The organism is Methylobacterium sp. E-005 (genome assembly GCF_022829725.1).
Classification (GTDB): domain Bacteria; phylum Pseudomonadota; class Alphaproteobacteria; order Rhizobiales; family Beijerinckiaceae; genus Methylobacterium.
Map to the genome: position 1 here is coordinate 1 of NZ_JAKSYG010000164.1, position 13,876 is coordinate 13,876.

The window sequence follows — 13,876 nt, forward strand, 5'->3', positions numbered from 1 at the left end:
CTTGACCTGATCACCCTTCAAGCCGCCGTACTCGGACCGCCAGCGGTAGTATGTGACCTCGGTCACCTCGATTGACCGGATTGCTTCGGCAACCTTGCGACCCTGCGAGATCAAGACATCGACCTGCCGCAGCTTAGCAACAATCTCTTCAGCCGTATGCTTCTTCCGTCCCATGACGACATCCTCCACATGGCTCAAAGCCATACCTCAGGGAGGACCACTTTTCAGGGGGCAGGCCACGGCTACGTGGTGGCCCGCTCCCGCTCCGGGCTCTCCGGCCTGCTCGACCTCGTCAGCATGGTGCCGTTCGCGGTCTCCGGCACGATCCTGGCGATCGGCCTGATCGTCGCCTTCAACAGCGGGCCGCTGGTGCTGACGGGCGGGTGGCTGATCCTCGTAGTCGCCTACGTGGTGCGCAAGCTCCCGTTCGCGGTCCGCGCCTCGGCGGCCATCGTCCACCAGCTCGATCCGTCCCTCGAGGAGGCGTCGATCAATCTCGGCGTGTCGCCGGCGAAGACCTTCGCCACGCTGACCGTACCGCTGATGGCCAGCGGCCTCATCGGCGGCTTCGTCCTCGTGTGGATAACCGCGGCATCCGAGCTCAGCGCCACGATCGTGCTCTACACGAGCCGCTGGGCGACGACGACGGTGGTGATGTACCGGGCGATCGAGGGAACCGGCGCCGGCCTCGCGGCGGCGGCGGCCGCGGTTCTGATCATCGTCACGGCGCTCCCGCTCCTCCTCGTCAACCGCCGTGCGCGCGGCCACACCGTCGGTGGCGTCTGACGGGACTCAAGGGCTTCCAAAGGGCTACGCCCTTCGGTGGGTCGCCGGGGCGAAGCCTGGGCACGCGTCAGATGTTCGCGACGCTGATCCGCGTCGCCCCGGCCTGTCGGCGCGTCCGAGCGCGGCGCCATTCGAGGAGGAGGCGCAGGATGTCGGCGTGAAGCACCGGGTCGCGCAGGATCGTCGGATCTTGCGAGAGCATCCCGCTTTCAGACAGGAAGCTCCTTGTTCGCCGTCTCGGGAGCCAGCCAGATCGTCGGCAAGCCGATGAGATAGATCAGCGAGATGATCGCCAGGGCTTCCGGATACGACCCCGTCACGGCCACGAGGCTGCCGACGATCGTCGGCCCGAGAGCGCCGAGGATGCGCCCGAAGCTGAAGGCGAAGCCGGACCCGAAGGCCCGGCGGCGCGTGGGAAACAGCTCGGGCAGCCAGATCGTGTAGAGCGCGAACACCGCGTTGGTGAAGAAGCCGACGAGCGGCAGCAGCGCGATGAACAGCGTCACGCTGTCGAGCCAGACGGCGGCGCCGAGATAGGCTACGAGGTTGATGGTGAAGGCGCCGAGGAAGAAAGCCGTGGCCGTCCGGCGGCGGCTGCCGAACCATGTCGCGATGAACGGCATCGCGAGGCAGCCGATCAGCGTGCCGATGTTGGTGATGATCCCACTGATCGCCGCCACCTTCTGGGCGGCGGCGGGCGTCGAGCCGGCGGCGACGAGCTTGCTGATCACCAGGGTCGGCGCCCAGTAGGTCGAGGACCACAGGCCCAGGATGATGCAGGACATCATGAGCCCGGCCGCCCAGGTGGCGCGGCCCTGCGGCCCCATGAACATGGCGGCGAGGCCCGGCTGATCAGGGCCGGACTCGGTCCGAGCCTGCTGCGCCCGCGGCGGCTCCTGCACGGTGGCGCGGATCGCCACCACGAGGAGGGCCGGCAGCACGCCCAGGAAGAACATGCCCCGCCAGCCGATCACCGGGGCGAGGAACGAGGCGGCCGCGCCCAGCAGCAGGCCGGTCGGCGTCGCGGTGTGGAGCCAGCCCGCGAGCCGCACGCGCTGATGCTCGCTCACCGATTCGTGCAGCAGCGGCGTTCCGGCAGCCCACTCGCCGCCGACGCCGAACCCCGCGCAGAACCGGAACACCGCGAAGGAGGCGAGCCCGCCCGCGAGGCCGCAGAGCCCGGTGAACACCGAGTAGACGAGGATCGTCAGGCACATCACCTTCACGCGCCCGATCCGGTCGGCGAGCCAGCCCCAGAACATCGAGCAGGCCCAGCCGAGCATGAAGATCGAGAAGAAATAGCCGCCGTAGAGCGCGATCGTGCCGCGGGCGGGCTCGATGCCGCCGGCCGCCAAGAGGTCCGACACCGCCGGGACCAGCACGAAGATGTAGATGGCCGAGTCGAAGCCATCGAGCATCCAGCCCGCCCAGGTGATCCAGAAGACCCGGGTGCTCGACGTCACCCGTGCGGCTGTGGGCGTGCGGTCCAAGACCGCGGCGAGGCTCACGCGGTCCATGGACGTCTCCGATCCGGCATGGTGTCCTCCCCTGATGGCCGCCCGGTCTCGGCGCCGGGCTGGCGGGTCGTCAGATCACGTGCTTCTCCCGCAGGTCCGCCACCGCCTGCGCGTCGAAGCCGAAGGCGTTCAGGATCGCGTCGCTCTGCGCGCCGAGATCGGGCGCCGCTGCCCGCACGTGCCCTTCCGAGCGGGACATCCGGATCGGCTGGGCGACCAGACCGATGGGCCCGAGGCGCGGGTGCTCCACCGTCTCGGACATACCGAGATGCTGCACCTGCGGGTCAGAGAAGACCTCATCCATCGTGTAGACGGGGCCGCAGGCGATCTCGGCGGCGTTCAGGGCCTCGACCCATTGGGCGGCGTTCCGGGTCCGCGTCACCGCGGCGATCGCCGCGGCGAGGTCGTGGCGGTTGCGGCTGCGGGCCGGCTGGTCGGCGAAGCGCGGGTCCTCGGCCCATTCGGGATGGCCCAGTACGCCGCACAGGCGCCGCCACATGGCCTCGCCGATCGGCGCGATGTTGACGTGCCCGTCGGCGGTCGGGAACGCGCCCATCGGGCTGGCGGTCGGATGGTGGTTGCCGATCTGCGGCGGGACCTCGTGGTCCATGGTCCAGCGCGCCGCCTGGAAGTCGAGCAGCGCGATCTGCGCCTGCAGCAGCGAGGTCTGGATCCACTGCCCCTGGCCCGACTGCTCCCGCTCCAGGAGCGCCGTCAGGATGCCGAGGGCGCAGTACAGGCCGGCGCTCGAATCGGCCACCGCGATGCCGGCCCGCACCGGCCCCCCGCCGGCCTCGCCGGTGATCGACATCAGCCCGCCCATCCCCTGCGCGATCTGATCGAGGCCGGGGCGCATGCGGTAGGGGCCGTCCTGCCCGTAGCCGGAGATGCTAGCGTAGACGAGCCGGGGATTCTCGGCCGCCAGCGCCGCGTAGCCGATGCCCAGGCGGTCCTTCACGTCCGGCCTGAAGTTCTCGACGAGCACGTCGGCCGATCGCGCGAGCCGCTTCAGCACGGCGACGCCCTCGGGCTGCTTCAGGTCGAGGGTGAGGCTGCGCTTGTTCCGGTGCAGGTTCTGGAAATCCGAGCCGTCGCGGTTGCCGCCGATCCGGTCGCCCCCGGGGGGCTCGATCTTGATGACGTCGGCGCCCCAATCGGCGAGCTGGCGCACCGCCGTGGGGCCCGAGCGCACGCGGGTGAGATCCAGCACCGTGAAGCGGCTCAGCGCGGTGGCAGAAGGCATGGGCGTCTCCCGGTTTCGCGTAACGTGGTAGGTCGGGCGCCGCTCAGCGGCCCTTGAAGTTCGGGGGCCGCTTCTCGCGGAAGGCGATCGGGCCCTCCCGGTAATCCTCGCTGGCGAAGCAGGCCTTGATCGCCCGGTCGATGGCGGCAAGCGCGTCCGGCCCGGGTTCGGTGGTGGCGGCGTCGATGGCGAGCTTGGCGGCCGCGATCGTCAGCGGCGCGTTGGCGGCGACGCGGGCGCCGTAGGCGCGGAGCTCCTCCTCCAGCGCCTCCCTGGGCACGACCCGGTTGATTAGCCCCATGCCGAGCGCCTCGGCGGTGTCGAACTGGCGCGCCGAGTAGAAGATGTCCTTGGCCCGCGAGGGGCCGACCACGTCGACGAGGCGGCGCATGCCGGCGTAGCGGTAGCCGAGCCCGAGCTTGGCCGCGGGAATGGCGAAGCGCGTGCCCTCGGCGGCGAAGCGCAGGTCGCAGGCCAGCGCCAGGGCGAGACCGCCGCCGATGCAGTAGCCGCGCACCATGGCGAGCGTCGGCTTGGGGCAGGTCTGGATGATCGCGGTCGCCGCATCGGCGGCGGCGTTGTAGGCCATCTGGGCCTCGCCGGAGCCGCGCTTCGTCTCGAACTCGGAGATGTCGGCGCCGGACACGAACGCCTTCTCGCCCGCGCCCTTCAGCGCGACGATGCGGATCTCCGGATCCTCCGCGAGGCCGGCGACCGCTTCGGGCACGCCGCCCCACATCTCGAACGTCATGGCGTTGTGCTTGGCGACGTTGCTGAAGATCAGCCAGCCGATCGGCCCGTCCCGCTGCACGATGAGTTGAGGGTCTGCCATGGAATCAGTCCTCGGTCGGTTTGGCTGTGATCGTCATGGATCGGGAACCGGTCGCGCGCGTCGTCCCCGCCGGTAAGGCTTCCCGCGACCCGCTCCGGGTCGAGGCTCGCCGTGCCGCCCTCCTTGAGGAACAGCGTCGTGACGAACGTGCAGGCGATGCAGGCGCTCACGTAGTAGAAAAACAGGCTCTCGTGGCCGAGATGCTTGAACCACAGGCCGACATACTCGGCGCTCCCGCCGAACAGGGATGTCGCCAAGGTATAGGGCAGGCCGACGCCCAGCACCCGCACGCTAGTCGGGAACAGCTCCGCCTTCACCACCGAGTTCACCGAGGTGTAGCCGGATACGATGACGAGCGCGATCATCAGGAGGATCAGCGCCGACCACGCGTCGTGGACGCGCGTCATCGCGGTCATCAGCGGCACGGTGCCCAGCGTCCCGAGCAGGCCGAGGGCGAGCAGCAGGGGCTTGCGCCCGATCCGGTCCGACAGCGCCCCGAGCAGCGGCTGCAGCAGGGCGAACACGAACAACGTGGCGCAGGAGACCAGCGTCGTCTGGTCCCGCGTCAGCCCCGCCGAGTTCGACAGGAAGCGGTGCATGTAGACCGTGTAGGTGAAGAACGCGACCGTGCCGCCGACCGTCATGCCGGCGACCAGCACCAGCGCGCGCGGATCAGCCAGGAGGCGCAGGGTCGGACGCTCCGCGGTGCCGCGCCGCTTGAGCGCCTTGAACTGGTCCGTCTCGTCGATGTTCCGGCGCAGGGCGTAGCCGATCACCGCGCAGGCCGCCCCGATGGCGAAGGGGATGCGCCAGCCCCAGCCGGCGATCTGGTCGGTGCTGAGCAGGATCCGCATCACCACCAGCAGGAAAGTCGCGAGCAATTGGCCGGAGATCAGCGTCACGTAGTTGAAGCTGCTGAAGAAACCCCGGCGGCGCGGATCCGCGATCTCCGTCAGGTAGACGGAACTCGCCCCGTACTCGCCGCCGAGCGACAGGCCCTGGAGCATGCGGGCCAGGAGCAGCAAAGCTGGCGCCAGGATCCCGGCCTGCGCGTAGGTTGGGCAGATCGCGATCATCAAGGACCCCGCGCACATCAGGGTCACGCACAGGCTCAGCGCCGCGCGCCGCCCGTGCCGGTCGGCGTAGATGCCGAAGATCCAGCTTCCGAGGGGCCGCAGCAGAAAGCCCAGGGCGAAGATCCCGGCGGCATTGAGGAGCTGCACGTTTGGCGAGTCGCCGGGGAAGAACTGCGGCGCGAAGTAGAGCGAGAACGCCGTGTAGATGTGAAGGTCGAACCACTCGATCAGGTTGCCAACCGACCCGCCGAGGATCGAGGCGATGCGGCGGTGGAGGGCGGGGCGCGCTTCCCCGAGGGCGGTGTCGGTGGCGAGCATCGCGGGGCGCTCCATCATCGTGCCGCGGCCGCGGCGACGCGGCGCTCGAAGGCGGGGGCTAGCAGGGCCTGCACGCCGCCCAGGAAGGCGACTCCGGCCAGGAACAAGAGGCCGTAGGTGAAGTGCCCCGTCGCGTCCTTGATCCAGCCGACGAGGTAGGGGGGCAGGAAGCCCGACAGGTTGCCGAGCGCCGTCACCATGGCGATCGAGCCCGCCGCCGCCGGGCCGGGAAAGCTCTCCGTGTAGAGGGCGAGCGACGGGCCTTTCAGCCCGTAGATCCCGATCATCACCACGCAGATCGCGGCGAACTGCGCGAGCGGCTGGGCGAGCCAGACCGAGGCCGTGAGGCCGGCGGCGACCAGGAAGGTCATGGCGGCGGTCGGCACGATCCGGTCCGCGTGCCGGTCCGACCACCAGCCGCCCAGCACCATGGCCAGCGTGCCGAACGCGTAGGGGATCGCGGTCACGAAACCGGTCTGGGCGTTGGTCAGGCCGGCGGCCTTGATGATCTGCGGCAGCCACAGGCTCAGGCCGTAGCTCGCCGTCGTGACGTTGAAGAACAGGAGCGCGTAGAACAGCACCCGCGGATCGCGGATCGTCGCCCAGACGTTCCGCGCGGCGTGCGCCCGGACCGGCTCGGCGGCCAGCGTCCGGCGCAGCCAGTCCCGCTGCTCGCGGCTTAACCATTCGGCCTTGTCGGGCGTGTCGGTCAGGACGAACAGCAGCACGCCGAGGACGACGGCCGGCAGCCCCTCGAGGATGTACATCCACTGCCAGCCGGACAGGCCGAGCCACCCGTCGAGGCCGAGCAGCAGCCCGGAGATCGGCGCGCCGACGAGGCTCGACACCGCCATGCCGACCAGCATGATGCCGATGCAGCGGGCACGGTAGGCCTTCGGGTACCAGAGCGAGGCGAACAGGAGCAGGCCGGGGAAGAACCCGGCCTCCGCGACGCCGAGCAGGAACCGGGCGATGCAGAACGAGACCGGCCCGGTCACGAGCGCCATCCCGGCCGAGATGAAGCCCCAGGTGATCATGATGCGGGACAGCCAGATCCGGGCGCCGACCCGGCCCATCATCACATTGCTCGGATACTCGAACAGGAAGTAGCCGAGGAAGAAGATCCCGGCGCCCCAGCCGTAGGCGGTGGCCGAGAGGCCGAGTTCCCGGTTGGCCGTCAAAGCCGCGAAGCCGACATTCACCCGGTCGATGAACGAGACCATGTAGGCGATGACGAGGATCGGCATGAACCGCCGGTTGATCAGACGGATCGTGTCGCGCTTCAGGTCCGTCACCCCGTCCGACCGCGGGCCGTCCTGTACGGCGAGGCCGGCGGGGATTGCCCGGGTGTCCATGCGCTCTCCTCCCTGGAGGCCGCCGGCCGGTCTCGCGGCTCTGGCGGAGGTGTTCGGTCGGCCCGAACCGCTATTCCGGACCTGGCGGTCCAAGCCCGAGCCGCGCCACCACGCCGGCCGAAGCCGTGTCGAGGGTGCGCAGCGTCGCGAGGAGATCGCGCGCCGCAGCGTCCCCCACGGCGGGGCTCGCGAGTTCGCGGAACTTGTCGGCCAGCTCGTCGTCGGTGAGCGGCGCGTCGGGGTCGCCCTTGCGGGTCGGCTGACGCTGCGTGAGCTGGCGGCCATCCGCCAGGGTGATGGTCACTACGGCCGAGCGCCGGGCCGGGAACGCGGCCTCGCATTCCGGATCGACCACCATGGTGACGCGGCGCATCAGCGCTTGGACCCGCGGATCGGCGAGGCGCTCCGGCGAGACCGCGTCGAGCCGCACGCTGCCGTGGACCAGGGCGCTCGCCACCGTGAAGGGCGTCGAGAACCGCCCCTCGAAGGGAGTGGCGACCGCGCGCCGGTCGGTGACGTCGAGGGCCGTCCGGTAGGTGCCAATGGTGACGGCCTCGATGGCGTCGAGGTCGAGATCCGGCCGCAGAGCCAGGGCGGCGTCGATCGCCGCGAAGGCGTGGCCGCAGCAGCCGTGGTTCTTGAACGTCATGGCGCAGATGTTGTAGCGGCGCCCGAGGTCATCGACGGCGTGTGCCCACGCGGCGCCCCGGCTCATCGCGGCCCCAAAGCCGGCCTCGCCCTCCAGCACGTCGAGGGCGCCGGTGACGCCGCGGCTGGCCGCCAGGGCGGCGAGCGCCCCGGCCTCCGCGGCGTGCCCGGCATGGAGCGGCTTCGACATGGCGTCGGAGCGGAAGGCCTGCTGGAGCCCGGCCGCCATCGTGGCGGCGGTGGCCAGCGCGTGGGCGAAGCGCGTGGCATCGAGGCCGAGCAGGGCGGCCGTCGCGGCGGCGGCCCCGAAGGTCCCGATCGTGCCGGTCGTGTGCCAGTAGCGGTAATGCGAGGGCTGCACCGCGACGCCGATGCGCGTCGAGACCTCGTAGCCGATCACGATGGCGCGCAACAAAGCCACGCCGTCGGCGCCGCATGTCTGCGCGGCGGCCAGCGCCGCGCCGATGACCGGGCAGCCCGGATGGTAGATCGCATCGCGGAAGATGTCGTCGAACTCGATGATGTGCGAGGCGGTGGCGTTGATCAGCGCCGCCGTGCGCAAGGGGGCCCGGCGCCCGGTGCCGTACACCACGGCGCCGCCGGTCACCCCGAACTCGTCCGCGAGCGCCGCGGCCAGCAGGGTCGCGGGCGGGAGCTGCGCGCCCGGCAGGAGCGCGGCGAACCAGTCGATCAGGGCGCGCTTGGCGTGGTGCCGTACGTCCGCCGGCAGCGATCGCTCGCCCTCGGTGGCCGCGTAGTCCGCCAGCGCCTCGATCACCGTGCCGGGGTGAGCCGCGGTCACGGCGATCAATCCCGGTAGGTCGGGTCGATCCGGTCGAGCTTGCGCAGGAGCGCCGGCCATTCGAGCACGCCGAACGGGCGGCGCACCTCGGGCCGGTAGAGGTGGTTGGTCTTGGCGATGACCTCATCCGACGGCAGGACGAGGTCGGTGCTCGCCGCCATCGCCATGAGCTGCGCCTTGCAGGCGAGTTCCGCGCGGTAGATGTTGCTGAAGGCCTGCGGCACGGTCGGCCCGACCACCAGCAGGCCGTGGTTGCGCAGAATCATCAGGTCGGCCGCGCCGAGATCGTCCACGATGCGCTTCTGCTCGTCGAGATCGACCGCCACGCCCTCGTAATCGTGGTAGGCGACGGTCGAGAAGCGCATCGCCGTCTGGGTCATCGGCAGGAGGCCGCACTTCATGGCGGAGATCGCCATGCCGGCCGGCGTGTGCGTGTGGATCACGCAATCGACCTCGTGCCGGGCCCGGTGGACCGCGCTGTGGATCACGAAGCCGGCGCGGTTCACGCCGTAATCGAAATTGGGCTTGTCGACGATGTTGCCGTCGAAATCGATCTTGACGAGGTTCGAGGCCGAGATCTCCTCGTAGAGCAGCCCGTAGGCGTTGATCAGGAAGTGCTCCGGCTCGCCTGGGACGCGAACCGAGATGTGGTTCGCGATCATGTCGGTCATGTCCCAAAGCGCGACCAGCCGGTAGCAGGCCGCGAGGTTGACCCGCGCCTCCCACTCCTCGGGCGAGACCCGATCGCGCATCGAGGGCAGGTCGAGGTCGTAGCGCTTCCCCCGAAGCTCGGCGATGCCGCTCGTCATCCGCTCCTCCCGTCTGTCCGGCGCGGGTCCCGCGGGATCCGGCGCATCGGCGTGCGTTGACCGGAGGGTCGCTCACTTCCTAAAAATTTACAACCGTGAATTTTTAGGATCGACGAGAGGCGGCCCGACGATGGTGCGCAGGCTCGCGAGGATCCGCTCCCGGTTCGGCTCGAGCCGCGACAGGGGGCCGGCGACGCCGAGGACGGTGGCCCGCCCGTCGGCCATCTTGGGTGCGAGCACCGCCATGGTCCCGGCGCCCTCGGTCACCTGATTGGCCGACCACGCGAAGCCGGCGGCGCGGACCTCCTGGAGGCCGTCCCAGAAGGCATCCAGGTCCAGCGTCACCCCGGCGCGCCGGTCGAGTTGCCGGACGAGGCGGGCGATCGCGTCGCGGGACTGGTGCGCCAGCAGCATGCGCCCAGCGGCCGTGGAGTGGATCGGCCGGAACGTGCCGGGATGCAGGTGATAGCGCAGGAGATGGCGCGCCTGGACCACGTGAATGTACTGCACGTGGAGGTCGTTCTGCATCCCGAGCACGACGGTCTCGCCGGTCGCCTCCTGCAGCGCCTCCATCAGGCGGATCAGCACCCCGTCGCGGAACACGCAGGCCTGAACCCAGGCGCCCAGCATGGCGACCCGCATGGTCGGGCTGTAGGTGCGGCGCTCGAAGTCGTACGAGAGATAATCGAGGGCGAGCAGGCTCTTGAGCAGGGCCAGGGTGCTGGAGGCCGGGTAGCCCAGCGCCAGGGCTATCTCAGTGAGCGATTGCGGGCACTGGACGCGGTCGAAATGCTCCAGCACCTCGACCACGCGGCGGGCCGACTTGACGGCCGCGCCCTGCGCCTCGGGCGGGATGTCCGCGAGCAAGGTCACGAGGCCCGCACCGCGCTGCGATTATTCACATCTATGAAACGCATGATCCGGCCTGTCCGCCCGCCGACCGGCCGTTGATACCGGAAGGCGCGGGGTCCCGGTAGCATCGTCGCTCACGGGAAGCCGTAGAGCGCGGCCGGGTTGTTTACGAGGATGCGGCGCAGGTCCCTGTCGTCAGTCCAGCGCCGGAGCGCCCGCAACAGATCGCCGTCCGATGGGACGCCGTGGTCGGTCGCGCCGCCGAAATAGTTGATGTGCGGCCAGTCGCTGCCCCAGACGAGGCGCTCCGGATTGGCCGCAATCAGGGCGGCCGCGAAGGGGTCCACGTCGTCGTAGGGGGGACCTGCCACGGTAAGGCGGTCCGCCCCCGAGATCTTGGTCCAGGCCACCCCGTCCGCCACCAGCCGGCACAGCCGTGCGAAGCCCGGATCGTCGATGCCCCGGGCCGTGCTCATGCGGCCCATATGGTCGATCACCACCGGCATGCCGCAGGCAGCCAGCGCCGGCCAGAGCTCGGGCAGGTCCGGCGCGTGCAGCCAGGCCTGGAGATGCCAGCCCCGCGCCTTCAGCCGCGGGGCGAGCGCGCTCAAAACCTCCAGCCCCATGCCGTTGCGGTAGACCTGATGGCCGTCCCGCCGGAACAGGTTGACGCGCACGCCACGCACGCCAGCCGCCGTCAGGGCGTCGAGTTCGGGCTCAGTGACTTCTTCGGACAGGACCGCGACGCCGCGCAGGCGGTCGGGGGCCAGCGCGAGTGCATCCAGCATGGCGCGGTTATCGGCCCCGTAGGCGCTGGCGGTGACGATCACGCACCGCGCGAGACCTATGGCGTCGAGCTGACGCAACAGGGCCGCGCCGTCGTTCTCCGGCGGCGTGTAGCTGCGGTCCTCCGCCAGGGGGTAGCGGGCGTAGGGTCCGAACACGTGGGTGTGGCTGTCGCAGGCGCCGTCCGGCAGCGCGACGTCCGGTGGCTCGGAGACTTTCGGGGCTAGGCAGTCGCGGCTCATCGGCGTCCTCCAGCTTGACTCCGACGCCCTTGATGGCTCGCCGCGGATGCAGCTGCAATGCACGGATATGAATTTTTTGATGCAGCCCGGCGTCGCCGAGGGTAAAGCCGGCTTCCGTCCGCAACGAGAGGGCGAACCGCAAGATCGGCTCTGTCACATATCCTGAGGCCCGAACGGGGGCCTCGCTTCGTCATTCGCCGCATGCCTCGACGGCGCCGGCATGCCTACACCTATAGACAGCGGGCAGCCGATCTTACACACTTGTGAAGTACGGGCTCAGACTTGGCTGTCTTGCGGGCGTCGGGACAACCGGGCCAGCACCGAACGGAAGATCGATGGCGTCAGGCGCCCAGAAACTGCCCGGCCACACGGAAGCGATCCCCGGCACGGCGGCCACCGAGACCGCCACCGGCACGCGCCGGCGCGGCAAGCCCGTCGCGCTGGCCCTGGCGGATTACGAGGCGGCGGCACGGCGATACCTGCCGCGGCCCGTGTTCGGCTATATCGTGGGCGCCGCGGAGACCAACGCAGCGCTCGACGACAATCGGCGGGCGCTGCGCGAGGTCGGGTTCGTACCGCGGGTCCTCGTCGGGGTCGGCGCGCGCAAGGCTGCCGCGACACTGCTCGGCCAGGACTACGCCGCGCCGTTCGGCATCGCCCCGATGGGCCTGAGCGCGCTCGCCGCCTATCGCGGTGACATCGCGCTGGCTGCCGCCGCGCGGGCGGCGCGGGTGCCGATGATCATGAGCGGCTCCTCCCTCATCCGCATGGAGGACGTGATCCCGCACAACCCGGACGCGTGGTTCCAGGCCTACCTGCCCGCCGAGCCCGATCGGATCGCGGCCCTGGTCGACCGGGTCGCGAGGGCGGGCTTCGGCACGTTGGTCGTGACCGTCGACACCGTGATCTCCGGCAACCGCGAGAACATCACCCGCACCGGCTTCTCGACGCCGCTCCGGCCGAGCCTGCGGCTGGCCCTCGACGGGCTCGCGCGCCCGCGCTGGAGTGCGGGCACGTTCCTGCGCACGCTGGTGCGCCACGGCATGCCGCATTTCGAGAATTCCTACGCGGTGCGAGGGGCGCCGATCCTGTCCGCCTCGGTGCTGCGGGATTTCGGCAACCGCGACCACCTGTGCTGGGACCACCTGCGGCTGGTGCGGGAGCGCTGGCGCGGCCGGCTCGTCATCAAGGGGATCATGGCGGCAGCCGACGCCGTGGTGGCCCGGGATCTCGGGGCCGACGGCGTGATCCTGTCGAACCATGGCGGCCGCCAGCTCGACGCGACCGTCTCCCCCTTTCGCACCCTGCCAGCGGTCGTCGCGGCGCTCGGTGGCACGATCCCGGTGATGATCGACAGCGGCTTCCGCCGCGGCACCGACGTGCTGAAGGCGCTGGCGCTGGGCGCCGCCTTCGTGTTCGTCGGACGGCCGTTCCTCTACGCCGCCGCGGTCGGCGGCCAGCCCGAGGTCGAGCGCGCGATCGCGATCCTGAAGGACGAGATCGTCCGCAACATGGGCCTGCTCGGCGCGAACACCCTGTCCGAACTCGGACCCGACCACCTGCACCGGATCCCCGTCGGGCCGACCCCGTGAACCTCCGAGGCGGCGAAGCACATGAGCAGTGAAGCATCACGGGACAAGGCGGACGAGCTCAGGCCGGACGTGCTGCTGGCAATCGACCTCGCGGCCTTCGCCCTCGACCGGCTGCAGGCGCACTTCACCGTGCACCAAGCCGTCACGCCCGAGGCCCGCGCGGAGGTCGCCGCGTGGGCGGGCGAACGCATCCGGGCCATCGTGACGAACGGGACGACGCCGATCCCGGCCGGCCTGATCGACGCGCTGCCGGCTCTCGGCATCATCTGCGCGCAGGGAGTCGGCTACGAGGGTGTCGACCTGCCGGCGGCCCGGGCGCGCGGGATCGTCATCACGCACGGCACCGGCACCAACGCGGCCTGCGTGGCCGATCACGCGCTGGGCCTGTTCCTGGCGGTGCTGCGCGACATTCCGCGCTTCGATGCCGCCGTGCGGGCGGGCCGCTGGCGGGAGGGCGGGACCGCCCGGCCGGGGGCGCAGGGCAAGCGCGCCGGAATCCTGGGGCTTGGCGGGATCGGCAACCGCATCGCCCGGCGCTGCGCCGGCTTCGACATGGCGGTGCGCTACCACAACCGCCGGCCTGTCCCTGACGCGCCGTGGGACTACGCGCCGAGCCTGGTCGATCTCTGTGCCTGGGCGGACGTGCTGTTCGTGGCGCTGCCGGGCGGCGCCGCGACCCGCCACTGCGTCGGCCGCGCAGCCCTCGACGCCCTCGGTCCTGGCGGCTTCCTCGTGAATGTCGGGCGCGGCTCGGTCGTGGACACCGACGCCCTGATCGAGGCTTTGGGAGCGGGCCGCCTCGCCGGGGCGGCCCTCGATGTGATCGAGGGCGAGCCCGAGGTGCCGGCGGCGCTCTGCGCACTGCCGAACGTCGTGCTGTCGCCGCACATCGCCGGGCGTTCCCCGGAGACCCTGGAGGCGACGATCGGTCAGGTCGTGGCCAACCTCACCACCTTCTTCGCGGGCGAGCCCGTCCTCTCGCCGATCCCCGAGCGCGCCTGAGCCGCGCGCTGCACGA

14 protein-coding genes are annotated in these 13,876 nt (G+C 70.6%); 3 read left to right on the top strand and 11 right to left on the bottom strand.

Going from position 1 to position 13,876, the window contains the following annotated elements:
- A partial coding sequence (locus MKK88_RS17505) for a transposase (protein WP_244000709.1) occupies positions 1 to 174 on the bottom strand: 174 nt, incomplete at its 3' end.
- Between the two features lie 15 nt (positions 175 to 189).
- On the opposite strand from MKK88_RS17505, the gene MKK88_RS17510 reads away from it, so the two are divergent.
- The gene (locus MKK88_RS17510) at positions 190 to 786 is read left to right on the top strand and encodes an ABC transporter permease (protein ID WP_244001884.1); all 597 of its coding nucleotides are present in this window, start codon (positions 190 to 192) and stop codon (positions 784 to 786) included.
- A gap of 67 nt (positions 787 to 853) precedes the next feature.
- On the opposite strand, the gene MKK88_RS33865 is transcribed toward MKK88_RS17510, so the two are convergent.
- The 10 genes from MKK88_RS33865 to MKK88_RS17555 all read right to left on the bottom strand — a co-directional run bounded on the left by MKK88_RS33865 (position 854) and on the right by MKK88_RS17555 (position 11,266).
- The gene (locus MKK88_RS33865; RefSeq protein WP_279602374.1) at positions 854 to 988 is read right to left on the bottom strand and encodes a hypothetical protein; all 135 of its coding nucleotides are present in this window, start codon (positions 986 to 988) and stop codon (positions 854 to 856) included.
- A gap of 7 nt (positions 989 to 995) precedes the next feature.
- Complete coding sequence (locus tag MKK88_RS17515) at positions 996 to 2,303, bottom strand: MFS transporter (protein WP_244001886.1); 1,308 nt, start codon at positions 2,301 to 2,303, stop codon at positions 996 to 998.
- A gap of 70 nt (positions 2,304 to 2,373) precedes the next feature.
- Positions 2,374 to 3,546, bottom strand: coding sequence for a CaiB/BaiF CoA transferase family protein (locus tag MKK88_RS17520; RefSeq protein WP_244001888.1), 1,173 nt, complete (start codon positions 3,544 to 3,546; stop codon positions 2,374 to 2,376).
- A 43-nt stretch (positions 3,547 to 3,589) separates the two neighbouring features.
- Entirely contained in the window at positions 3,590 to 4,378 is a 789-nt protein-coding gene (locus MKK88_RS17525) for an enoyl-CoA hydratase (RefSeq protein ID WP_244001890.1), read from the bottom strand.
- On the bottom strand, positions 4,327 to 5,772 hold the full coding sequence (locus MKK88_RS17530) for an MFS transporter (RefSeq protein WP_244001892.1): 1,446 nt from the start codon (positions 5,770 to 5,772) through the stop codon (positions 4,327 to 4,329). Before MKK88_RS17530 ends, MKK88_RS17525 begins: the two co-directional genes overlap by 52 nt.
- 14 nt (positions 5,773 to 5,786) lie before the next feature.
- Positions 5,787 to 7,127 (bottom strand): MFS transporter, encoded by a 1,341-nt coding sequence (locus MKK88_RS17535; protein WP_244001894.1) that lies wholly within the window; start codon positions 7,125 to 7,127, stop codon positions 5,787 to 5,789.
- Positions 7,128 to 7,197: 70 nt separating this feature from the next.
- Positions 7,198 to 8,577 carry an MmgE/PrpD family protein gene (locus MKK88_RS17540; RefSeq protein ID WP_244001896.1) on the bottom strand — a complete coding sequence of 460 codons (1,380 nt, stop codon included), beginning with the start codon at positions 8,575 to 8,577 and terminating at the stop codon, positions 7,198 to 7,200.
- A 5-nt stretch (positions 8,578 to 8,582) separates the two neighbouring features.
- Positions 8,583 to 9,386 (bottom strand): class II aldolase/adducin family protein, encoded by an 804-nt coding sequence (locus tag MKK88_RS17545; RefSeq protein WP_244001898.1) that lies wholly within the window; start codon positions 9,384 to 9,386, stop codon positions 8,583 to 8,585.
- 87 nt (positions 9,387 to 9,473) lie between these two features.
- Entirely contained in the window at positions 9,474 to 10,259 is a 786-nt protein-coding gene (locus MKK88_RS17550; RefSeq protein WP_244001900.1) for an IclR family transcriptional regulator, read from the bottom strand.
- Between the two features lie 113 nt (positions 10,260 to 10,372).
- A complete protein-coding gene (locus MKK88_RS17555) occupies positions 10,373 to 11,266 on the bottom strand; it encodes an amidohydrolase family protein (RefSeq protein WP_244001902.1) in 894 nt (297 codons plus the stop codon).
- Positions 11,267 to 11,601: 335 nt separating this feature from the next.
- On the opposite strand from MKK88_RS17555, the gene MKK88_RS17560 reads away from it, so the two are divergent.
- Both MKK88_RS17560 and MKK88_RS17565 read left to right on the top strand, forming a co-directional pair.
- Complete coding sequence (locus MKK88_RS17560; RefSeq protein WP_244001904.1) at positions 11,602 to 12,858, top strand: alpha-hydroxy acid oxidase; 1,257 nt, start codon at positions 11,602 to 11,604, stop codon at positions 12,856 to 12,858.
- Between the two features lie 21 nt (positions 12,859 to 12,879).
- Entirely contained in the window at positions 12,880 to 13,860 is a 981-nt protein-coding gene (locus MKK88_RS17565) for a 2-hydroxyacid dehydrogenase (protein WP_244001905.1), read from the top strand.
- Positions 13,861 to 13,876 lie beyond the last annotated feature (16 nt).